19 protein-coding genes are annotated in these 22,344 nt (G+C 56.2%); 11 read left to right on the forward strand and 8 right to left on the reverse strand.

Translation table 11 applies throughout. The features are described from left to right. Positions 1 to 150 precede the first annotated feature (150 nt). Positions 151 to 1,533: a UDP-N-acetylmuramoyl-L-alanine--D-glutamate ligase gene (gene murD, locus CA54_RS05175; RefSeq protein ID WP_146369775.1), complete on the forward strand. Its 1,383-nt coding sequence runs from the start codon at positions 151 to 153 to the stop codon at positions 1,531 to 1,533. 150 nt (positions 1,534 to 1,683) lie between these two features. After that, positions 1,684 to 2,907, forward strand: a complete 1,224-nt coding sequence (locus tag CA54_RS05180; RefSeq protein ID WP_146369776.1) for a right-handed parallel beta-helix repeat-containing protein — start codon at positions 1,684 to 1,686, stop codon at positions 2,905 to 2,907. A gap of 36 nt (positions 2,908 to 2,943) precedes the next feature. Here the strand turns inward: CA54_RS05180 and purH are convergent, their stop codons facing one another. Together purH and CA54_RS05190 are read right to left on the reverse strand one after the other, a co-directional pair. Next, positions 2,944 to 4,521, reverse strand: coding sequence for a bifunctional phosphoribosylaminoimidazolecarboxamide formyltransferase/IMP cyclohydrolase (purH, locus tag CA54_RS05185; RefSeq protein WP_146369777.1), 1,578 nt, complete (start codon positions 4,519 to 4,521; stop codon positions 2,944 to 2,946). 646 nt (positions 4,522 to 5,167) lie between these two features. Next, a complete protein-coding gene (locus tag CA54_RS05190) occupies positions 5,168 to 6,229 on the reverse strand; it encodes a transaldolase family protein (RefSeq protein ID WP_146369778.1) in 1,062 nt (353 codons plus the stop codon). A 284-nt stretch (positions 6,230 to 6,513) separates the two neighbouring features. On the opposite strand from CA54_RS05190, the gene CA54_RS05195 reads away from it, so the two are divergent. Continuing rightward, positions 6,514 to 7,158 carry a thioredoxin family protein gene (locus CA54_RS05195; protein ID WP_146369779.1) on the forward strand — a complete coding sequence of 215 codons (645 nt, stop codon included), beginning with the start codon at positions 6,514 to 6,516 and terminating at the stop codon, positions 7,156 to 7,158. Positions 7,159 to 7,230: 72 nt separating this feature from the next. After that, positions 7,231 to 7,545, forward strand: coding sequence for a CPCC family cysteine-rich protein (locus tag CA54_RS05200; protein WP_146369780.1), 315 nt, complete (start codon positions 7,231 to 7,233; stop codon positions 7,543 to 7,545). 123 nt (positions 7,546 to 7,668) lie between these two features. Here CA54_RS05200 and CA54_RS05205 read toward each other — a convergent pair whose 3' ends face one another. Next, a complete protein-coding gene (locus CA54_RS05205; protein ID WP_146369781.1) occupies positions 7,669 to 8,958 on the reverse strand; it encodes a beta-ketoacyl-[acyl-carrier-protein] synthase family protein in 1,290 nt (429 codons plus the stop codon). Positions 8,959 to 9,744: 786 nt separating this feature from the next. Here CA54_RS05205 and mutM point away from each other — a divergent pair. Beyond that, the gene (gene mutM / locus CA54_RS05210) at positions 9,745 to 10,590 is read left to right on the forward strand and encodes a bifunctional DNA-formamidopyrimidine glycosylase/DNA-(apurinic or apyrimidinic site) lyase (RefSeq protein ID WP_146369782.1); all 846 of its coding nucleotides are present in this window, start codon (positions 9,745 to 9,747) and stop codon (positions 10,588 to 10,590) included. An 86-nt stretch (positions 10,591 to 10,676) separates the two neighbouring features. Here mutM and CA54_RS05215 read toward each other — a convergent pair whose 3' ends face one another. The 5 genes from CA54_RS05215 to CA54_RS05235 form a co-directional block, all read right to left on the reverse strand. Further along, entirely contained in the window at positions 10,677 to 11,369 is a 693-nt protein-coding gene (locus tag CA54_RS05215; RefSeq protein WP_146369783.1) for a phospholipase D-like domain-containing protein, read from the reverse strand. Between the two features lie 8 nt (positions 11,370 to 11,377). Further along, positions 11,378 to 11,737: an AtuA-related protein gene (locus CA54_RS05220; RefSeq protein WP_146369784.1), complete on the reverse strand. Its 360-nt coding sequence runs from the start codon at positions 11,735 to 11,737 to the stop codon at positions 11,378 to 11,380. Continuing rightward, positions 11,734 to 13,116: an acyclic terpene utilization AtuA family protein gene (locus tag CA54_RS05225; RefSeq protein ID WP_146369785.1), complete on the reverse strand. Its 1,383-nt coding sequence runs from the start codon at positions 13,114 to 13,116 to the stop codon at positions 11,734 to 11,736. The genes CA54_RS05220 and CA54_RS05225 overlap by 4 nt, the downstream gene beginning before the upstream one ends. 60 nt (positions 13,117 to 13,176) lie before the next feature. Further along, entirely contained in the window at positions 13,177 to 13,560 is a 384-nt protein-coding gene (locus tag CA54_RS05230; RefSeq protein ID WP_146369786.1) for a hypothetical protein, read from the reverse strand. Positions 13,561 to 13,710: 150 nt separating this feature from the next. Continuing rightward, complete coding sequence (locus CA54_RS05235; RefSeq protein WP_146369787.1) at positions 13,711 to 14,667, reverse strand: DnaJ C-terminal domain-containing protein; 957 nt, start codon at positions 14,665 to 14,667, stop codon at positions 13,711 to 13,713. Between the two features lie 283 nt (positions 14,668 to 14,950). On the opposite strand from CA54_RS05235, the gene CA54_RS05240 reads away from it, so the two are divergent. The 6 genes from CA54_RS05240 to CA54_RS05265 all read left to right on the forward strand — a co-directional run bounded on the left by CA54_RS05240 (position 14,951) and on the right by CA54_RS05265 (position 22,232). After that, a complete protein-coding gene (locus tag CA54_RS05240) occupies positions 14,951 to 16,336 on the forward strand; it encodes an ABC transporter permease (protein WP_231962966.1) in 1,386 nt (461 codons plus the stop codon). Positions 16,337 to 16,567: 231 nt separating this feature from the next. Then, positions 16,568 to 17,233, forward strand: coding sequence for an ABC transporter ATP-binding protein (locus CA54_RS05245; protein WP_146369788.1), 666 nt, complete (start codon positions 16,568 to 16,570; stop codon positions 17,231 to 17,233). A gap of 123 nt (positions 17,234 to 17,356) precedes the next feature. After that, positions 17,357 to 17,728 carry a ribonuclease P protein component gene (gene rnpA / locus CA54_RS05250; RefSeq protein WP_146369789.1) on the forward strand — a complete coding sequence of 124 codons (372 nt, stop codon included), beginning with the start codon at positions 17,357 to 17,359 and terminating at the stop codon, positions 17,726 to 17,728. A 191-nt stretch (positions 17,729 to 17,919) separates the two neighbouring features. Continuing rightward, positions 17,920 to 18,138, forward strand: a complete 219-nt coding sequence (gene yidD, locus CA54_RS05255) for a membrane protein insertion efficiency factor YidD (protein WP_146372277.1) — start codon at positions 17,920 to 17,922, stop codon at positions 18,136 to 18,138. A 255-nt stretch (positions 18,139 to 18,393) separates the two neighbouring features. Further along, the gene (locus CA54_RS05260) at positions 18,394 to 20,631 is read left to right on the forward strand and encodes an NfeD family protein (protein WP_146369790.1); all 2,238 of its coding nucleotides are present in this window, start codon (positions 18,394 to 18,396) and stop codon (positions 20,629 to 20,631) included. Between the two features lie 71 nt (positions 20,632 to 20,702). Beyond that, positions 20,703 to 22,232 carry a transglutaminase-like domain-containing protein gene (locus CA54_RS05265; RefSeq protein WP_146369791.1) on the forward strand — a complete coding sequence of 510 codons (1,530 nt, stop codon included), beginning with the start codon at positions 20,703 to 20,705 and terminating at the stop codon, positions 22,230 to 22,232. The last annotated feature ends 112 nt before the right edge of the window (positions 22,233 to 22,344 follow it).

The following is a 22,344-nucleotide window of genomic DNA, read 5'->3' on the forward strand; positions in this document are numbered from 1 at the left end:
GCCTACCGGGCCACGATCAGCGTTGCAAACCGACGGAGAGAATTTGCCCTTTCCGTGACTAGGCGAAATTGGTAGACGTGCGTGTCAGGCATCGGTCCGATCACGGATTTTTCGTGCCAGGCGGCATCTTCAAGGCGATGAAAAACGAGAATGGAATACCAAGGGAAACGTGTCACCGTCATGGGGTTGGGCGGTTTTGGTGGCGGAGTCGGCGCGGTCCGGTTTTTGGCCGCCCGGGGCGCCCGCGTGACCATTGCCGACCTCTGCGATGAATCCGAATTGGCCGAGTCGCTCGCAGCGGTGAGCGACCTGCCGATATCCGCGATCCATCTGGGCGAACATCGCACCGCAGACTTTTCAAACGCCGAAATGATCGTCGCCAGCCCGGCGGTTCCCCGCGCGAATCGTTTCCTCAACATCGGCCGCGACGCCGGTGCCGTGATCACCAGCGAAATGACTCTGTTCTGGAAACACAATCGCGGCAAAGTCGTCGCCGTCACCGGCTCCAACGGCAAGTCGACGACCGCGGCGTTGATTCACGCCCTGCTCACCGCCGACGGCCGACGCTGCCATTTAGGGGGCAATATCGGACACAGCCTATTGCCGATTGTTGCCGAGATCGCCAGTGACGATGTTGTGGTCTTGGAGCTTAGCAGTTTTCAGTTAGAGGACTTAGCCCCGCTGCACCCGCAACCCGATGTCGCCGTTGTGACCAATTTTACCCCCAACCATCTTGACCGGCATGGTACGTTAGAGGCCTATCGCCAAGCCAAGCAAAACATCGTTGCTTGGCAGCGCAGCGATCAGTTGGCGATTCTCAATGCCGACGATGCCGACATCATGCAGTGGCCAACGCCAGCGCGACGGTTGATGGTTTCCGCGCAGCCACACGACTCTCCCGGTATCTATCGCGATGGCGATGACGCAGTCTATTTTGACGGCTGCGCCACACAACGTTTTCCGCTCGCTCAATGGTTGCCGTTGCCGGGAGCACATAATTTTCAAAATGCACTGGCAGCTGCAGGTTGTGCGATATCACTGGGTGCGTCGCTCACCGCAGTGGAAGCGGGGTTGAAATCATTCCAAGCCTTGCCGCACCGTTTGCAATTGGTCGCCGATATCGACGGCCGACGGTTTTATGATGATTCGATCGCCACGACCCCCGAATCGGTAGCCGCCGCTTTGCAGGCCTTCACCGCTCCGATCATTCTGTTGGCCGGCGGGTACGACAAGGAGATTGACCTTACGGATTTTGCACGGCTCATCGGCACGCGTTGCAAGGCGATCGCGCTGCTGGGGCAGACCGGTGAGCGATTACAAGCATGCCTGCAAGCCGAAGAATCCGCAGCCGATTTCCAACACTGCGGCAATTTGGAGGAGGCGGTGCGGTGGTGTCACACGCGGGCAACCAAGGGTGATGTTGTGTTGTTATCGCCCGGTTGTGCCAGTTATGACTGGTTTCGCGATTTCCGCGAACGTGGGAATGCCTTCTCAACCCTAGTCAACAATTGTCCAGGCTGCAAAGCCGGATAAATTTTGTAAAAAACAGCTTGCCAGAGTCATGGGTTTTTGACGCGGTCTGGGCACAATGTTAGGCTGTAGTTTCGAGCGCTTCACCGTATTTTACAGTGTACTTCTCACAGCCTTCACCTCCATTGCGCTCCCCCCATTGAATCCACAACTATGTTCAAGCTGCGACAAATTTTCAGCCCCATTGCATTCGCCATACTGGTAGGCTGCCTTGCCCCCTGCGGCACATTGGCTGCCGAGCCGTTAGCGGTGATCGGCACCAATGAACCGGTTGGCTGCCTGGAAACACCTGAACGGATTAAGCGGCTGAAAATTGACAAATCGGGCACCTACGAAAACCAACTGATCGACGGCGACTGGTATGAGGGGAACCTCGTTGAAATTCGCGCAGACAATGTGCTGTTGCGGCATAGTGAGATTCGAAATTCTCGCAGCAACGGAATTATTGTGAGCGGCAAAAACGTCACGATCGAATCGTGCAAAATCCACCATTGCTTAGCGGGAAGTTTTTTCACGCAACAAGACGCGCACGGAATTACCGGCAGTCCGCAAAACCTCACGATTCGCAACTGCGAAATTTACTATGTCTCCGGCGATGCCGTACAGTTCGATCCTGATCGGAATAAGTGGGATAACGTCACCATCGAGAACTGTACGTTTTGGACCGGCCCGCTCAAAAAAGCGGCGGCCGACTTTCAAGTCGGCGAGCGTCCCGGCGAAAATGCGATCGACACCAAATGCGCCGACGAACAGCCTCGTGCGCATCTGGATGTGAGAAATAGCCTGTTCCACGGTTGGGGAAGCGGGCAAATCAAGAATCAAGCCGCCCTGAACCTTAAGGAACACATTAACGCCACTGTCGGAAACTGCGTGTTTCGCGACAACGACATTTGCTTTCTCTTGCAAGGGTCGAAAAAAAACACCTCGGTCTCCGCCAGCGACTGTGCTGTCTATAATTCCAAAGTTGTATTTCGCCTGGAAGATCAAATTCGTGACGTCGAGATTAACGGCTTGGCAATCGGCGACGGAGTGGGTGAGACCTTCGAGAAAGTCAATATGCGTGGGAGAAGTTATCGCAACATCAACCAAGGATATGCTCCGCCCTACGAACGCGCGCTACGGTTTGGCTTGAAACAGGCGGCGGCTCCGCAAGAACCAGCCGACTCGTCCTCCGCACCGGAACCGACCACCAACGAAACCGGTCAGCGTCCATTACAATCCTACTTACCGGGTGGATCGTGGCGCACGGTCTTGGCAGTCGCCATTGTGCTGCTCATGCCCTTTCTGGGCATCGCGTTCTACGTGATTGCCTCAGGACGGCGTAAGGTTTTTAAGCAGGTCCTCGGCGAGGCGTTCCAGCGCATGTTTTCGCGGTAGGGAAACGACGTGCGGGCTGGCTGCTCTCCGTGGCTGTTAATGCCGGAAGTGTCGGCAACCAGTGAAGATCATCGTCATGCCGTGTTCGTTGCAAGCCGCGATGACTTCGTCGTCCCGCCGCGAACCTCCCGGTTGAATCACCGCAGTGATCCCCGCCTTGGCTGCCTCATCCACTCCGTCCCGGAACGGGAAAAATGCGTCGGAAGCCACCACGCCCCCCTCGGCACGCCCCTCGGATTTGTGGGCGGCTATGAACGCCGAATCCAGCCGGCTCATTTGCCCCGCTCCCACACCGACGACCGCTCCTTGTTTGGCGAATACGATGGCGTTGGATTTGACGTGCTTGCAAATCTTCCAGGCAAAATCGAGTGTCGTCCGCTCCTCGTCCGTCGGTTGCCGCTCGGTGACCACCTGCCACTGGGCGGGATCCTCTGGACGATCATCGCGGGTCTGCACTAAAACCCCGCCCCCGACCGTACGCGTGGCTAAACTCTCCGGTCGTTGCTCTGCTAAGGCGGGACAACTCATCAACCGCACGTTGGCTTTCCATTTGGGACGCGTGGTGAGTGCTTCGAAGGCATCGTCGTCGAAACCGGGAGCGATGATCGCTTCCACAAATTTTCCCGGATCGCACATCTGCTCCGCTGTCGCCAAATCGACCGGCCGGTTGAAACCGATGATCGAGCCGAACGCGCTGATCGGGTCGCCCGCATACGCCGCTTCAAACGCCGCTGCCAAGGTGTCGCCTATGGCTGCGCCGCAGGGATTGTTGTGTTTGAGCACCACTGCCGCCGGGGCGGTGAACTCGCGTACCAATTCCAGCGCTGCATCGAGATCCAACAGGTTGTTGTACGAAAGTTCCTTGCCGTGCAATTGCTGGGTCGCCGCCAATGTGGATTCGCCAGCGCGGGGTTCGACGTAAAACGCCGCCTGTTGATGCGGGTTCTCGCCGTACCGCAACGTCGCTCGCCGCTCGTAGTCGAGTGACAACGTCTGCGGAAAGGTTGCTGCATCCTCATCACCCTCGGCCGTGACACCCGCCATGTAGTTCGCGATGGCTCGGTCATAGCGGGCCGTCATTTCAAACGCTGCCGCTGCCAATTTCCGACGCAACTCTTCAGACAGCGGACCAGCTTTGAGAGCGGACAAGACCGAATCATATTGAGCAGCACTCGTTACAACCCCCACGTAGGCGTGATTCTTGGCCGATGACCGAATCATACTCGGGCCACCGATGTCGATCTGCTCGATGGCTTCGGCTACGGTCACTCCCTCGCGGGCAACAGTCTCTTCGAAGGGATACAAATTGCAGACGACCAACTCAAACGGAATTATCTCATGCTCGGCCATCGCCGCTTGATCGTCAGCCAAATCGGGCCGTCCCAAAATCGCGCCATGCACCTTGGGGTGCAGCGTCTTCACGCGACCGTTCATGATCTCGGGAAATTTCGTGTACTCCGAAATATCCATCACCGGCACCCCCGCATCATGCAGCGTGCGCCGCGTGCCGCCGGTGGAGATGATCTCGAAACCGAGTTCCACCAATCCGGAAATAAAAGGGACCAGATCGGTCTTATCGCTGACACTAACTAACGCGCGACGGGGGGCGGACATTGAAACGGTTCCTCAGGGCAGAAATAACGGCGGAAGCGGCAAAGAAACAACAACAATTCCGCGGCGCAAGCGGTGGACGCCGATCGTATCGCACGACTCTAGTGGCGTCAAATGCACGCAATTTCAGGTCGTAGGTCAATTTGAATCAATCTATGGAAGCGATCAATTCGTACCGATTTCCGGGTAATCGTCGGACTTCTTCGGCCATCGTTTGGTCGAGAACTTTGCGCACCGCTGACGGCGTGAGGAGCGGAGAGTCCTCGCGGCGCAAGTGATGGACGATTTCTTTTGATGATAGCGGGCCAGCATCAGCCAAAAGCCTGCGGACCTTTTGCGCCAGCAAGGCAAATGAATCGAACCGAATTTTCTTATTACTCATCAGTCAACAGAGGCTTTGGCTCCACTTGCACTCTGCCCCACCCAATGCTGAAGCTACAAGGTTTTCTCGGCACTACAATCATTACGCAGAGTCCTAGTGGTAGCGTCGCATTCACTGTTATTCATCCGCCGAATTTTAACACTCAATTTCGCATGTCACGTTTCTCGCACTGCTGACCCAGCCATCGCACATTCAAATTTACCCACTTCCTAAAATCTTTCGGACGCGCCGATTGCGAATACAAGCTGCCAGTTGCGGACACGGTAATCACTTCGCCGCTTGCAAGGTACTACGTTTCTCAGCGATCAACGCAAGCAGGGCCTTCTGCGGGTCGGCAAATTTGGCCAAGCCCTCTTCCATCAACGTCTCTTCCATCTTCGTGAAGTCAACCTTGGCGTCGATGTCGTCCAGGACCTCTTGCGGCGGCAGTTGGTCGACTGCGCGCTCGAATGTTAGGCCGTCGATTTTTTGGATGGCATCGTTCGTCGCCGGCGGATTGGTTTGAATGTCTGAGCCCGCCAAGGCGGCGACGTATTTTTGCGGTGGATCGTTGGGATTCTTCGTGCCGGTGCTGGCGAAGATGATCTCCTGGTCCAGCGACAATTTTTTATCCGCCCAGAATGCTTGGTTATCCTGCCACAACCGTTGGGCATTGACGATCCCCACCATGCCCTGGGCCGCTTCGCTCAACTCGGCGACTTGCTTGGCCGTGTAGACATCGATGCGACTGACGAAAATGCTATAGACCGATTTGAAGTTGTCGAGCGAATCACGGCGTTGTGCTCCCCGCCAGACAGCGTCCCGGGCTGCCTGATATTGCCGCTGGCTAAAGATCAACGTGACGTTGACGGTGATTCCGGCAGCTACGAGTTCTTCCAGCGCCGCCAATCCCCCCGGCGTGGCGGGGACTTTGATCATGCGGTTGCTTTGCCCGGCGGCCCATTTCTTGCCCAGCTCGATATATTGCGCTGCTCGTTCTTCAGTGGAGAGTTTGCACTCGACGTCTTCCAACAACGGATCCAGCTCGAAGCTGACGTAGCCATCGTTACCCAGAGTTTTTTGATGGACATCGAAGAAGACTTCTTGTGCCTCTTTGACCAGCAAATTGGTCACCTGCCAAGCCACCGCCTCGTCGTCGAATCCCTCATCCATGAGCGTGGCCAGTCGGTCGTCGAAGCGACCCGTTTTGATCAAGTCGCCCACGATGATCGGATTCGAAGTCGCTCCGGTCGCACCTTGTGCGCGATTCGTAGCTACGAGATCCGGATCGATACTATCGAGCCAAAGTTTGGTTCCGCTGGCAATGAGTGATTCCAAGGGGGTCATCATGATCGATCTCCGGAAGCCTGGTGTAGTGTATGCTGGACGACTGAAATGTCGGCATTGAATTGATGAGCCACAGATGCAACACAAAACAACCACGGGAAAACTCCGCGTGCTCTGCAAAGCAGCAGTGGGCGTGTCTGCGACCGAAGTATAGCGATTGGGTTTCCTCAAGAAAAGTAGCCGTATTGAACGATGGTAGGCGCACTGGTTAAAATAGCGTTCACTGCTGGTAAAGCTCGATTCACCCAGCCGCAGTCCCCCCCCAAAAAAAAGTTCAAGGTATTCCCATGCGAAGTTGGATTTTGATTGCTGCGACTTTGGTTGTCTTGGTTCCAGCGGAAACCACATCTGCGGGTAAGTACAATCCAGAACGCAACATCGGCGATGTTGCCCCAGTCTGGAAAGACCTGCCCGGGACCGACGGCAAAACACACTCACTCGCCGACTTGAAAGACAAAGAGGTCATCGTCGTCGTGGTGACCTGCAATACGTGTCCCTATGCGGTCGAGTATGAAGACCGCGTCATCGAGTTTGCCAAGAAACACGCCGGTCGGGATTCCAAAATCGCCGTCGTGGCGTTGAGCGTGAATACTCGTGAAGAAGCGGACCTGTTGCCGGCGATGAAGGAGCGGGCCCAGGAGAAAAACTTTCCCTTCGCCTATCTCTTCGACGCATCACAAAAAATCGGTCGCGACTTCGGCGCGACCCGCACCCCCGAATTCTTCGTGCTCGACAAACAGCGAAAAATCATCTACATGGGAGCAATGGACGATTCCTCGGACCCCAAAAAGGTGACGAAGAACTACGTCGAACTGGCCGTCCAAGCAGCACTGGCCGGTAAGAAACCAGAGACGGAAGAAACCGTCGCCATCGGTTGCGGCGTACGCTACGAACGCAAGAGTCGCGCCCGCCGTCGTAAAAAGACAAAGTGATCGTTTGCCGCCAGCCACCGATCGTCTGACACAAATTGGCAAACGGACTAGAAGATCATCCGAGCGGTCCCTATGTACCATACATGCTTTATCTGTGGATACCAAACATTGCCGGAACGCTGTGACTGGGAGATTTGCTCAAATTGCTTTTGGGAGGATGACGTATGGCCCAATGGACCGACAATAACAAGTAGCGCAAATGGTAGCATGTCGATTGCTCAGGCGCAGGCAAACTATATTGTTTACGGTGCCGTCTTACCGGAAATGGTAGAGCATACGCGACCGCCTCTCCCTGAGATGGGGAAAGACCCCGCTTGGGAACCTTACCCTGAAGCCATCCAACTGGCCAAACGAATCCAACAACAACGTGAGATGCACGGTGGATAGGACCAGTAGGTCATGCTGTGCATGACGTAGCTAGGGAGAACGTGAATCATGCAAGATTCGTCATGCACAGCATGACCTACTCCCTGGCATCCGCCAGCAGCACCCCGGTTTTATAGGCGCCGTTTAGACGGCACGCAGTACGGCGGCGGCGCATTGGCCGACGTCGGTGCGGTTGACGGTCATCGCAGCTGAACTGCGGGATCGCATCGGGCTGCCGTGAATCACGTTGAGGCGGCAATTCGGATCGGGCGTTTCGTAGTTGAGCGTCATCGGGATTTGCTGATGTCGCAAGGCCAGCACGGTACCCGCCAATTCAACGGCTCCCGAACCGGCATCGAAATTGCCGAAATAGCTCTTCATCGCTGTCACCGGAACCCGTTCGGCAGCGGTCCCCATCGAACGGTGATAGGCTCGTGCTTCGACTAAGTCGTCCCGCTGCGTGCTCTTACCATGGGCGTTGATGTGGCCCAATTCATCGGGTCGCAACTGCGCCTGTTGCAGTGCTTTTTGGATGGCTCGCACCAGTCCCGTTCCGCCGGCTCCGTTGGCATAGCCGGTACCGTCGCAACCGGCGCCCAGGCCAATGACTTCAGCGTAAATATCGGCACCGCGAGCGACGGCGTGCTCGTAGAGCTCGACAACAAAAGTTGCGGCTCCCTCGCCCACAATGCTGCCGTCACGATTCATATCGAACGGCCGGCAGGCTCGCTTAGGATCTTCGCCGTTGTGCGACAAACTGTCCATCAAATTCATCCGGGCAATATCGACCGGATCGACGTTGGAGCTGCACGCTCCGACGATCATGGCGTCAGCGGCGCCCCGTTGAATCGTGCGTGTCGCTTCGGCCAATGCCAGTAGTGCCGAGGCATCGCGGCTGGTGATTGTATTGTTGGGGCCGCGTGCGTCGAACTCGATCGAGACGTGACAAGCAGGCATGTTCGGCAGTTGTTTGAGCAGCCACAACGGGGCAATCTTGCCCATGCTGCCTTCGCCCCACCGCGTGTATTCAAAGGCTTCCTGCGCGTCGGCGCAGTCGCTGGCAGCTTGGGCCAATTCTTGGGGTGTGGAGGAGATACGGCCTGCGCCGAATTCGACACCCAAACGGTCGGGGTCGACATCGCCGCGGCTGAGTCCGGCATCTTCCATCGCCAGATTGGCTGAGGAGACGCCCAGCTGAATATCGCGGGACATCACCTTGAGCATTTTCCGTTGCCGCAAATAGCCCGTTGCGTCGAAGTCTTGGACTTCGGCGGCGAATTTGCACGGCAAATCGGAACGTACAAAGGCTTCGATGAAATCGATACCCGATCGACCAGAAGAGAGATTGCGCCAGAACGCATCGTTTCCGATACCGACCGGTGAAACAACACCCACGCCCGTGATTACTACACGGGGGCTAGTTTCAGCCATCATAGCTTGACCCACAATCAATGAGGCTCGTCCGCAGCTTTCCTGCAACCGGACGCCAATTTCGTTCACTAATCCCCTGCGTGTCCCTTACAGAGGCCGCCCAATATGAAATTGGGGCGTACGCAATTCAATCGCGTGCCACTATTATCGACCTGTTCACGAACCGTTGCTTAACCAGAAGCTCATTCGGTCCGATTGCAGCGACATAGCGGCAATTCCTTGCGCCTGCATTCTACGGATCTCTAAAGGAGAACGGATCTCTTTGGCGAGAACCTTCGGTTTACCGCACAACAGCGTGCGAGAATCCGACCGCAACAGGCAGTCATACTTGGAGAGTGTCACCCAGCAAGACACATGCGAGAGTCTCTGCAATGAGACGCTCAGCGTTTTGCTTGCCCAACAAAATCCAGCAATCCAAGGGGTCCCACCCCCGCAGAAAACTAAGATTCACTCAATATCAGGCATAAGTATTACACCCTCCGAATGGACGAATGTCAAGAACAATTGACAGAATGAGTGTACGACAATCAAACTTCCCAGACCGAAATCCGCTTTACGAAGCCAAGGCAACCCGCGTTGACTTCATAAGTGAGTCCGAACGAGGCGAAGTTTAACGGAAACCCACCACGAAAAGTGTTCACTTGTATACATCTAGCAACCCAGACACAGGATTCGCGACTCGAAAGGTGCCCCAGGCACCATATTCCTCGCGGTGGTTTCCCTTTGATTTGGTTTCAGTCATAACAATTACTCAAAACTGACATCCGTTTGCCGCAAGGATCAGAGGATATGCCGGAACTGCCGGAAGTAGAAACCATGGTGCGAGGGATTCGCCCCAGCGTCGAAGGACGTGTGATTTCAGCGATGAAAAAGTGTCGCTGCCCTTGCAAGCCGATCACGATGAACCCCACTTGGCCGCGGATCGTCAAACGGGTCGTGGGGCAGCGGGTGGTCGAAGTGACCCGCATCGCCAAACGCGCTGTGTTCCAATTGTCCAGCGGCGATGCCATTGTGATTGAGCCGCGGATGACCGGGCTGTTGTTGCTCAACGATCCTCCCGACCGTGGACACTTGCGCGTGCGTTGGGATTTTGAGCATCCTGCGGGTGACTCGTCACTCTGGTTTTGGGACCGGCGCGGCTTAGGGACGCTCTCGTTGTATTCAGCTGCGGAATTGTCCCAGCGGCTAGCCCCGCCACATTTGGGCGTCGACGCGCTGAAGATCACGCCGCGGCAATGGAAAGTCGTCTGTGGAAAGACCAAACGGGCGATCAAAGTCGCTTTGCTGGACCAGAAATTCGTTGCCGGGATCGGCAATTTGTACGCCAGCGAGATATTACACCGCGCAGGCATCCATCCCCAGCAGCCGGCCGATGAACTCACGCAGCCACAAATCCAGCGTATGGCGAATGCCACACGAACAGTGCTCCGCACAGCGATTGAGCATGAGGGTTCGACGCTCTCGGACGGCACCTACCGTAATGCACTCAATCAAAACGGTTCGTATCAAAACTCGCATCGGGTCTACCAGCGTGCGGAAGAATTCTGCCCCAATTGCCGCGAAACGCCGGTGCAGCGGATCGTGCAGGGACAGCGTTCCACGTTCTTCTGCCCCGCATGCCAACCACTCCGTTAACAACAAAACGCGGCTCAACAGGAGCTTCGCCCTCCCGTCACGCTGAAAGCACGGGACGAGCTGATACTGAATGGATCGTTGTCGTACTAAAACGCCTCGCACTCTTTCCAAAGGCGTTCAAATTCTTTTTCGAACGGGACCAGTAATGCGCGGTCGTCGGTGATGATGTAATTTTCTTCGTTGTACTGTGCTGCGGAGCGGGTCCAGTTGTAGCTGCCTGTGAGTAATTGCTTGCGGTCGAACAGAGCAAATTTGTGGTGCATGTGATTCGATGTCCGATCAATTTTGACCGGCACCCCTGATTTGGCCAAACGTTCGGTGTCGGAACCGGTATCGAATGCTTTGTCGTTGTCGGTGATGATCCGCAGTTTTAAGCCCCGCTTGTAAGCGGCGAGGATTTCGGTCGTAATGCGATCGTCGGTAATCGTAAATACGCAGACGTCCGCACGGGACCGCGCTGCCCGAAAGAGGCCGTTGATTTTCTGCCAACAATGATCGCCGGGACTGAAGCAAGTATCGGTGTTGCCTTCCGGGGCTTCCTCAGCGGAACGACGCAGGACTTTGGTGACCTCCTCCAACCAATCGAGCGTCAAATCGGCATTTGCCGGTACGGTCGATTGCCGAGCGATATCGAATGCCAAGCTGTGGCAGCGTGCCAAGCGATGTTTATCGAGATCGATGTGCGTCAATCGCTCAGCCAATTCCCGTTTCTCCGCCCGAGACATCCGATAATCGTCGAGCGTGTCTGTGAGGTATTCCGCGAGTTGTTCGTCGTGCATAGTATGACCTAAGTCGGGTGTGATTCCGGTTGCATCGCCGCCAGGTTCTCGGGACGCGGCAATTGCATTTCGAGTACCGCCAGCGCCAGCACCTTGCCTTGACTGTCGATGCGCAGCGAACGACTCGCGCCGCCGTCGAGGATGCCGGGTAAAACAAAATTGTAGGCCCGAATCCCGGGCAGCGGATAACGATGAACGCCCTGGGGTTTCAATTCGTGCAAATGTTCAGCCAGACGCTCGGGCGTGAGTTCTTGTTCTAGGAATGCGTATCCGGCAGCGGTATAGGCAATTACGCCGACGTTGGCGCCGGTCCCTTTATCGCCCGAGCGGGCGTGTGCGATTTCTTTGAGGGATATCGTGTTGTTCATAGCGTCCAATCTCCAGCGGCGCGGACTTCGACCTGCGGGGTGACGCGCGTTTGGGCGATCAACGTTGGCCAAAACGCCATCACCGGATACGGCTTGGGACGCGGACCGGTGTATCCCGTGACGCCAGGGGGACCGGCGGTGACGAGCGGGGCAAATTCGCGGAGAAATCGTTCTAGGTTGGGCTTCGACGGATCGTGCGCCGTCACGCGCAGCACGACCTCCCACGGCACCGGTCGATGGGGCCACCCGCCTGGGACACTGTCGCCACCGCCGAGTGTTTCGATGTTCGTTCGTTGCAAATGCACCCCGGCGCGGGCCACGCGGTCGAGTATGATTTGTCCGCACCCACGCGCCTTGGCAATGGCACCGCGTCCACAAATCACCAAGCTCCCGGTCGCCATATAACCATCACGATAGGCCAGCGAGACCTTGAAATTCTCCGGCGCAGGTCCGCCCTGCGCTCCAGCGACGGCAACGCGGTCCGCGCCGATTTGATTAAGCGTGACATGCGAAAAGTCAACATCGACATCGGGCGTGAGGTAATGCGCGGGATCGCCGATTTCGTAAACCAGTTGCTCCGCTACGGTGGCGACGGTCACCGCCCCTTGGGTACCAACGGGTTTGGTGATCACAACATCGCCGCTGTCAGAAATCTCAGCAATCGGGTAACCGACGTTTGCCAGTGCGAGTGGCGCGCCGTGGCGATCCCAATCCGAAAACATGCCGCCGGTCGCCTGTGCGCCACACTCGATCAGATGTCCCGCAACTGAGGCTGCCGCCAGCGAATTCCAATCGGCCCAGTCCCAGCCGAATTCATGCACTGCCGGCCCGACGGTTAGCGACGCATCAGCCACCCGACCGGTGATGACGATTCTCGCATCCTGTCGGAGCGCCTCGACGATTCCTGCAGCGCCGAGATACGCATTGGCGCTGGCGATTTGCGGACGGATTTGGTCCAGCGCACCGCCGGTCTCCAGGTTCTCAAACGGCTCACCAGCGGCGAGATGTGTGTCGAGTTGCGGCAACAGATCATCGCCCGCCACAGAGGCGACGCGCACATCGTTCAAACCCGCTTTTTGGAGAATGTCCGAGACAGCGCCAGCGCAGGCGGAGGGGTGCATGCCGCCGGCATTGGTGACGATTTTTAAATGCGGTTGAGCGCGCAACTGGGGAATCAGACTCTCCACGACGGTGGGAAAATCGCTGACGAAACCGGCATTTTTATCCCGCGACTTGAGATGCGCTAAGATGGAGAGCGTGAGTTCCGCCAAGTATTCTAGCGTGAGGTAATCCAGCTGTCCGGATTCACACAACAGCCGCGGCGCGTCGAGGTTGTCCCCCCAAAAGCCAGCGGCATTGCCCACTCGAATGCTTGTCATGATCGATTCCGCCGCCGCTCCCGGCCAAGATTTCGGACATTTTGGGTCGCCGCTTCAGGATCACTCGTCGTTGGGCGACTGTTTCGGGGGAATGACAGTTGTATCCGGCTGAGGTTTGTTGCCGGTTTTTAGATAGAACAGGTCGTCACCCCGCGAAGCTTCGGGAAGCGGCGCGCGGGATTTACGGCGGACGCGGTGTCCCCACAGGATCACGACCAACAACAACCCCAGCCCGGTGATTGTGATACCAAGCAGGACCATCACTCCGACCGTAAAGGTGAGTTGCCGCTTTTCCTCTAGGTTCGCAGGGTCAACCTCACGAATGCCTTGAGTGGCGGGAGTGTTTGCCGTAACTGTCGTTGGCTTGTCATCCGCGCACAGTGATCCGGGAACTACCGACAGTCCGCAAATGAAAACGATAAAACACCGTTGTGCGGCGGTCATATTTCCGGTCAGCCTTTCCAGGATCATGTCAGCGTCGGCCGTTTGTCAATCGGTGTCTGAAGGAGCATTTGAAACCAATCCCACGAGCGTATCAACTTTAGGAAGGAGCATTTGAAACCAATCCCACGAGCGTATCAACTTTAGGAACGATTACCAGAGGTTTTCGCGAGGATTGGTTTTTTCGTAGTCGGCGAATTGCCGCATCAACTGATCGGCCTTGGATCCGAGATTTTGCGGGGCGATAATTTTCAATGTGACGAATTGATCACCGCGGACTTTCGTTTTGCGGTCGGGCACGCCTTTTTCGCGGAGCCGCAATTTCGTGCCGCTCGAGGATCCGGCCGGGACGGTCAGGAGCACATTGCCGTCATTCAGGGTGGGGACATCCACCTTGGCCCCCAATACCGCCTCGGAAACTGTGATGGGGACCTCCACCAGAATATTGTTTCCATCTCGTTTGAAATAGGGGTGAGGTGCGACACGAATGGTGACCAGCAGGTCACCGTTCTCACCACCGCCGGAGCCCGGGCTGCCTTCGCCAGCGAGCCGGATGACGCTGCCGTTGTCGACACCGGCGGGAATCTTGATGTTCAGGCGTTCCGGCTTGCCGTCACGGCTCAGTTCCAAACGATGCTCGCCCCCTTCTGCGGCGACATGAAACGGAATATCGATTTCCAGGCGATGATCCTGGCCTTTCATCGCCCGTTGGCGACGGCTGCGCGGGCCGGTTTGGCGTCCAAATGGGCTACTGCCCCCTCCACCGAACATGCCCCCCAGGTCGACTTGCCCCCCGAAGAGGTCTCCCAGGTCCAGATCACTGAATCCGCCCGGCCCGCCAGAACCTTCTTTCCAGTTATAGCTATAACCCGGCTGCGGCCCTTGGCCCCCTTTAAAAGCGCTGCCATAACGGTCGTATTGTTCGCGTTTATCGGAATCGTTGAGAACGTCGTACGCTTCTTGAACCTCGTTGAATTTTTGTTGTGCAACCGCATCATCGGGGTTCAAATCGGGATGATACTTGCGCGCCATCTTCTTATACGCTTTACGGATCTCGTCCGCCGAGGCTTCGCGGGAAAGCTCCAAAGTTTTGTAATAATCGACGGACATGGACAGGAAGGCTCAAACGGAGGGGATCGTTAATCTTTGGTGCCGGTCACCGGTTTTTCTGCAAGCCATTTGTAATCCCCTGCACCCAAACCGTCAATCATCTGAGGTTTGCGCAGGTGAAACCGCTATTTTACGGAAATAGAGGCGCGAAACCTAGCGGGTTGCCTTGTGCCATCCGGCGCGTACGATTGACGGCAAGCTGGGGGATGCGTACCGTCGTACGTTCCGCACCGCAGTTCTGCCGATCTCATCTGTACAAATTCCACTGAGCACGATTTTTTTGATGACTCCATTGCTCCACTTTTCGCTCCGGAATTTGTTGACCCGCCCGTTGCGGACATTGTTGTCGTTGATCGGGCTAACCGTGGCGATTGCCGCCATGGTTGGGCTGTTTTCCGTGGCCAACGGCCTGGATCGCATGATCCACGACACCTTCGAACGCATTCCCGGCTTGATCGCCGTGCAGCCCGGAGCGCCGATTCCGCTATTTTCCAAGCTCCCCTCTGCCTGGGGAGCGGACATTGCCGACACACCCGGAGTGGGGGTCGTCAATGCCGAAGTCTGGAACCGGGCGCAAATCATCGAAGGCAAGCAGGTTTTCAGCCCGCCGCGGTTTCTCTTCGGAACCGATATCGCCACCCGAACACAGTTGCGGCACGGTGTCTATCGCGATGCCCTCGAAGAGGGGCGGTTTTTAACGCCATCCGACCACGGCACGCTCAACACGGTCATCAGCCGCAGTATCGCCGAGGAGTTCGAGAAACAAGTGGGAGACTCCCTGCGGGTCGATGGAAACAATTTGACCATCGTCGGGATTTATGATTGCAACTCATTATTCCTGGATGTGACGATCATTTTAGATGTCGATGCCGTGCGGCGGATCTCGCGGACCGGGCAGGATACCGTTTCGGCCTATTACGTCGAATTGGCCGAAGGGGCGAACAGTGAAGCGGTCATCGCCGCCGTCCAGGATCGGTTCCGCGGCCGCAAATTAGATGCCGTCGACCCGAATAGCTTGTTGAACATGGCCATGGGCGCGCAGCCGACCACTGCAGCGAACGGGCAAGGCGGAGTCTTAGCACAATGGCTGACGACGTTGTTTACGCCCCCCGCAACAACCAACGGCGAATCAGTTGCTCCACAGGAACCATCGAATGAGGACGCTCTGCCTGAAGAAACCGAAGTCGACGACGAGACCGTCGATCCTGCGGAAGAGTTACCTTTGGAAATCCGCAGCGTGGAAGATTGGACCAACGATTTCGAAAAATTCAGTGCGGACCTCGACATTTTTTTAGTCATCATGACGGGCATCGGGATTACGATCGCCGTGGTGAGCATTCTAAATACGATGCTGATGAGCGTCACCGAGCGTTCGATTGAGTTTGGGATCCTCAAGGCGAACGGTTGGTCCCGGCGGGATATTTTGTTGTTGATTGGATTGGAAAGTGGAATCTTGGGCGTCACCGGAGGCATCATGGGCGCAGCCATCGGCTGGGTGGCGACGCTGGTGATCAATTACTACTGGGCGGAGCGCGTCTATCTCTACGCCGGTCCCGGCTTGCTCTCAGCGAGCGTGGCGTTCAGCACCCTCTTAGGCATCGCCGGCGGCCTGTACCCCGCCTACTTGGCCGCACGAATGACCCCCATGGAGGCCATCCGTCGGGGGTAGTTGCAGCGGCGTGAATTATTGATCACACGGAGGCACGGAGGGAATAGGCTGTAGGCTTTAGACCGTAGGCTTTAGGATTGAGTGGCCAATGCATTTCCTACAGTCTACGGTCTATAGCCTAGGGCCTTGTTAATCTCCGCGGTATAAAAACGAACGCGACAAAATCTGTGTTTGATCTGTGTTCAATCTGTGGCTATTAGCACCGGGACATGCGTAGGGACGTGAGTGGATATGATTGAGATTCGGGACGTCCGGCAAGATTACCTGGCGGGTGAAACTGTGGTGCATGCGCTGCGGGGGGTGTCGTGTGATATTCCCGCCGGGGCGTTTACGTTCATCGTGGGGCCGTCGGGTAGCGGGAAGAGTAGTTTATTATATTTGCTCGGTGCGTTGGATGAACCGGCGTCGGGCGAGATTTCTGTGAATGGGCGGGTCTTGTCAGCGCTCTCTGCGCGGCAGCGGAATGCCTTTCGTCGAGATGACGTGGGATTCATTTTTCAAAACTTCAATCTGCTCAACAACCTGAATGCGGTCGACAACGTACTGGTACCTTTTTTACCGGGTGGCATCTCCGCCCAACGGCGCGAGGATGCAGTGCGATTGCTCAAACGGGTGGGATTGGGCGATCGCTTGGAACATCGCCCGAATCAACTTTCGGGAGGGGAACAACAACGCGTGGCAATCGCCCGCGCGCTGCTCAAACGGCCGCTGTTGGTCTTAGCCGATGAGCCGACGGGAGAATTGGACAGTGAAAGCGGCGCGGAGATTTATCGACATCTCCGTGAATTGTGCAACGAACAACAATCGACGATCGTGATCGTCACGCACGACCGCAGTTTCATCGACCCCGCTGACTTGGTGCTGACGATTCGCGACGGTCAAATCCACAACGCGTGATTGCCTGATAATTTGACCAGCCAATCGTGGCCAACGCCAGCCTGATTGTGGTAAGGTCAACCGAATACGCTGCCGACTTTATATCTGGCCACTGACCACCGGCCACGAGCCACTCACCAACACATGCCCATCACCCGCCGTTATTCATTCCGCAAGCAACAGCATTTGCGGAGTTCCTCAGACTTCACACGGGTGTACGATCTGAAGCAGCGCGCTGGGGATAATCACTTGTTAATCTTTGCCGCTGCCAACGACCTGGGGCAGACCCGCATCGGGCTGAGTGTCTCTAAAAAACATGGCAATGCTGTCCGGCGGTCGCGGATCAAACGCTTACTGCGCGAGGCATTCCGGTTGAATCAACATGATTTACCCACCGGTTTGGACTTGATACTGATTCCTCGGCAAGGAGCCAAGAGCACGCTGGCGGACTACGGCGGTTCATTACGGCGGATCGCTCGGCGGTTGGCGAAACGGATTCCAACAAGGTCGACATAAAAGGCCGCACGGATCTGTTTACAAGTCGTTTCAAAACCCTCTGACGCGTCTCACTGACGCTGATCTGAACGTTTCGAGAACAAGCGTCACCGGGTTTTGAAACGGGTTCTAGGTTTCCAAGACATCTCGATTTGGTATGGGCTTCGTTGCAATTGGCAGACAACAGCAAACAAAGCGGGTTCTGGAAACAGGTGGCGGCTTTGCCCGGCTGGGGCCTGATCGGCTTGGTGCGGCTGTATCAATTGACGCTCAGCCCGCTACTCGGTCAAACGTGCCGCTTCCACCCCTCGTGCAGTCAATACATGATTGAGGCGGTACGAAAATACGGGGTAATCGTCGGTGCCTGGAAGGGAATCAAACGCATCGCCCGCTGCCATCCCTTCCACCCCGGCGGCTACGACCCACCATAGTGGGTTTTAATGGATCGAAATCAGTCATTCAGGAGCCAATTTCGCAACTCAAAATTCCGTGTTCGGAGCGAATGGAATCGCTGGGAATGCCCAATCGTATGCTGCAGAAATTGACGGCAGGTTCTATAGCCCTATAATTGAGGGGTCCGCTGCGGCACCGCGCAACGGGTGCGGAATTGAGGATGCGCAAGCATTTGTGACGATTGCCGACGGTGGAGAATCGATAACATCTCGTGGGAAACGGAATGTGTGGCTATGGAACAAATGTGCATTGACCGGGAACGCTGTCGGCGGGCAGCGTGGCTATTCGGCGCTTTCGCGGCATTTCTCCCCGTTTCAGCAGCACTGGGTCAGGCGGATGTCGCCCAAGCCAAACCGCAAGCCGCCGCCATCGGGCAATTCATCACGCTGGATGGGACCATCGACGATGCGGCAATCGGCCGCGTGAAACGGATGGGCCTGGCGCTGCAAAACCGCGCTCAACAAGAAGGCCGCAAAGGGGTCTTGGTGTTGGAAATCACCAAGGGAACCAGCCAATTCCATAATGTGCAGGGTTTGGCCAATTTTCTCTCCAAAGACCTTCCCGGACTGCGCAAAGTCGCCTGGATTCCGCAAGACGTTTCAGGAAACAATGTCGTCGCCGCATTGGCCTGCAATGACATTGTGATGCATCCCGATGCTGCGCTGGGAAATATCGGGTTGGGCAAATCGCTCGATCCGGATGAACAAAATTTCGTCGTGAATCTGGTCAATCGCCGACACAACAACAAGCTCAGTTCAGCGTTGGCAATGGGGATGACCGACCCGCAAGTCGAAGTCATCCAAGTGCAGATTCAATCCGGCGAGCCCCCCAACGACGCCACCGAAACGCGGTTGGTGTTGCCCGATGAATTCGAACGTTTACAACGTGTCGAGCGGGTGGCGATCCCCCAACATGAAACGGTCAAAAATCCAGGTCGAGCCGGAACCTTCACCGGCAGCCAAGCTGCCCACGGTGGGTATTTGGTTTCAGCCGTGGCACAGGACAAATCGGATGTGGCCGAATTGTACGGCCTGCCCCGCCAAGCCATGCGCGAAGACCCCGCCGGCGGCGATGCCCCGGTCGTGCGCGTGATTCGCATCGACGACATGATCGAACCGATCCTGCAAGGTTTTGTGGTACGTCACATCGAGCAGGCGGTCGCGGAAGGGGCAAATTTGATCATTTTTGAAATCGATTCGCCGGGAGGATTCGCGCATTCGAGTCAGGAGATCGCCAACACGATCGCCGATCTTGACAGCCAAGAGGTGCGCACCGTGGCCTACGTCCCCAAAATGGCCTACAGCGGCGCTGCCATCGTTGCCTTGGGATGCGACGAAATCTATTTGCATCCCGACGCAAAAATTGGGGATGCCGGCGCAATCCATGAAGTGGGGCCGGAAGGCAAATTTCAATGGGTCCCCGAGAAGCTGTTGGGACCGCTCAAAGAAAACTTGCAAGACCTGGCCCGCAAAAACAATCGGCCGGAAGCGTTGGCCTTGGCGATGACGATCAAGGAAACCGAAGTCTTCCAAGTCAAACATCGCGATACAGGCCGCGTCTGGTACATGACCGAGGACGAGATTCACGCCAAAGGAGACGAATGGATCAAGGGAGCCATTGTCCCCGAAACCCGCAACGATCAACTGCTCACCATCAACGGCGAACGCGCTGAAGAATTGTTGATTGCCGAAGCGCCGGTGGCCGATCAGGAGGAGCTGCGTGAACGGCTTTCGATTCCGCCGGAGGTTTCGTTACAGGCAGTCGGACGCACCTGGGTTGATTCCCTGGTCTTTATACTCAACGAGCCAGGTGTTAAGTTGCTGCTGATCGTGCTGGGGATTATTGGCGTGTATATCGAATTGCATGTCCCAAGCGGACTGTTTGGCATCGGTGCGGGGGTCTGTTTTGCGTTGTTTTTCTGGGCCAGTTATCTGGGCGGCACCGCCGGTTGGTTGGAGGTCGTGCTCTTTTTGTGCGGGATCATCTGCATCGGAATCGAGTTGTTTGTGATCCCCGGCTTGACGGTCTTTGGCGTTTCCGGCGGGCTGTTGATGATCGCCTCGCTGATATTAGCCAGCCAGACATTTGTCATTCCGCAATCCTCGATGGACTACAAAATCCTGGAACGCTCCGTGATCTCGCTGGCAGGTGCCATTGTCGGCGTAGTGGTGATTGCTGCGGTGCTGAATCGGTTTTTGCCCAAAATGCCGCTGTTCGACCAATTGGTCCTCACGCCCCCTGGCGCTGAAAATGCCGGGCAACCGCAATTGGCGCCGGATCTTGTTGGTGCTGGGACAGCACGATTGGTGGGCCGCACCGGGGTCGCGACGACTGTCCTGCGGCCGGCGGGCAAAGCGAAAATTGATGACGAGTTCATCGACGTCGTCAGCGACGGGCCTTACATCGATGCCGGCAGTGAGATCGAAGTCGTCTCCGCCGAAGGAAATTATATTATCGTACGGCGCGTCTAAACACGGCAGTAACGGCTGCATTCCAACCGGTTGTGGGAATCCCCTGACCATTTCAGAAATGGCCTCGACCTATGCGTTCAATTCGATACCGGCCGATCCTATGGAAACTGCTCGGCTTGATGGCGTTGCTTCTTGCGGCGCCGACCTGGGCCGAAGAAACGTCCACCCCTACGGCTAAAGAGGAATCGTGGGACGTCATCTATCTCGGCGATTCGCGCGTGGGCTACGCGCGATCGACAACCATGCCGGTCATGCGCGATGGGCAGAAGTTGATTCGCAGCGAAACCGAAATGCATATGGTCATCAAACGTTTTGGACAAGCGTTGAAAATCACGATGTTGGAAACCTATGAAGAAACGGCCGATGGGGATGTGGTTTCCTTCTCAATGAGCATGAACAACCCTCCCTTCTCAAGCATGACGTCCACCGGAATACGTTCCGGCGACCGCCTCGACATTACAACCGAGATCGCTGGAAAGAAATCGCATAAAAAAGTCGCCTGGGATCCCGAGGCGAAATCCCCTGCTTTCCAACAACGGCTGCTCGAAGAAGAACCGCTGAAACCGGGCGAAACGCAGACAATTAAAGTCTTCGCCCCCGATTCACTTCAATTCTCGACGGTCGACATCACGGCAATCGGCGAGGAAAAAGTGAAGTTGCTGGATGGAGAGCTGCATTCCCTGTTGAAAGTCAACAGCACGATGACCCTGCCCGGAGGAGTAAAAATCACCTCCGCCTCCTACCTGGACGAAGACGGTGCAACACTGCGGACAACATTGCCCATCGCAGGACTGACGATGTCGATGTTTCGCGTTGAGAAGGCAGCAGCCCTGAAAGAACTGGCGGGAGACGAGTTGGACTTGGGGATCAGCACGTTAGTCAAAGTATCGCGGATCAAAAACGCGCACCAGGCGAGCAAAGTCGTCTACTCCATCACAATGCCTGGGGAGGATCCGGCACAATTCCTCGTTGCCGGTGAAACGCAGAACATTGAAAAAACGTCAAATCCTGAAGTGGTGACTCTGACCGTTACCCAAGCTGCAACGCCTAAGTCAGACGATTCTGAGGCAGCGGCGGTGGACGATGCTTACACGCATCCGACGCCGTTTCTACAAAGCGATGACCCCACTGTGATGAAGCATGCTCGCCTCGCCGTCGGAGACGAACAGGATGCCTGGAAGAAGGCGTTGCTACTGGAACAATACGTACATCAAAAGTTAACAAAAAAGAACTTTTCGACAGCTATGGCCTCCGCCGCTGAAGTGGCGGCGAATCTCGAAGGGGACTGTACCGAGCATGCGGTCCTGTTGGCAGCGATGGCCCGTGCGGTGGGAATTCCCTCACGCATTGCGGCCGGATTGGTCTATGTTGACCGGCTGAGCAGCTTCGGAGGCCACATGTGGACTGAGGTCTACGTGGCGGGGCATTGGATTCCTCTGGACGCAACGTTGGGTGCCGGTGGTATCGGCGGCGGGCACATTAAGTTGTCAGAAACCAGCATGGCGGATGATGCAGGTGCTCCCATTACGGCATTATTGCCGATGATGACTGCATTGGCGAAAATCAAGCTCGAGGTGATTGATGTGGAGCATGCCCGATGATTCGTTGACTTAGGGTAGGCTGTCAATTCTGCCTGTTTTGCCGAAGCAGTGCGAACGTTAGCGGTGTTGCTGATCTTTGTGGCAGAATCCGTCTTATACGGTCGAAAAACGG

Source organism: Symmachiella macrocystis, from assembly GCF_007860075.1.
In the GTDB taxonomy this organism is placed as follows: Bacteria; Planctomycetota; Planctomycetia; order Planctomycetales; family Planctomycetaceae; genus Symmachiella; species Symmachiella macrocystis.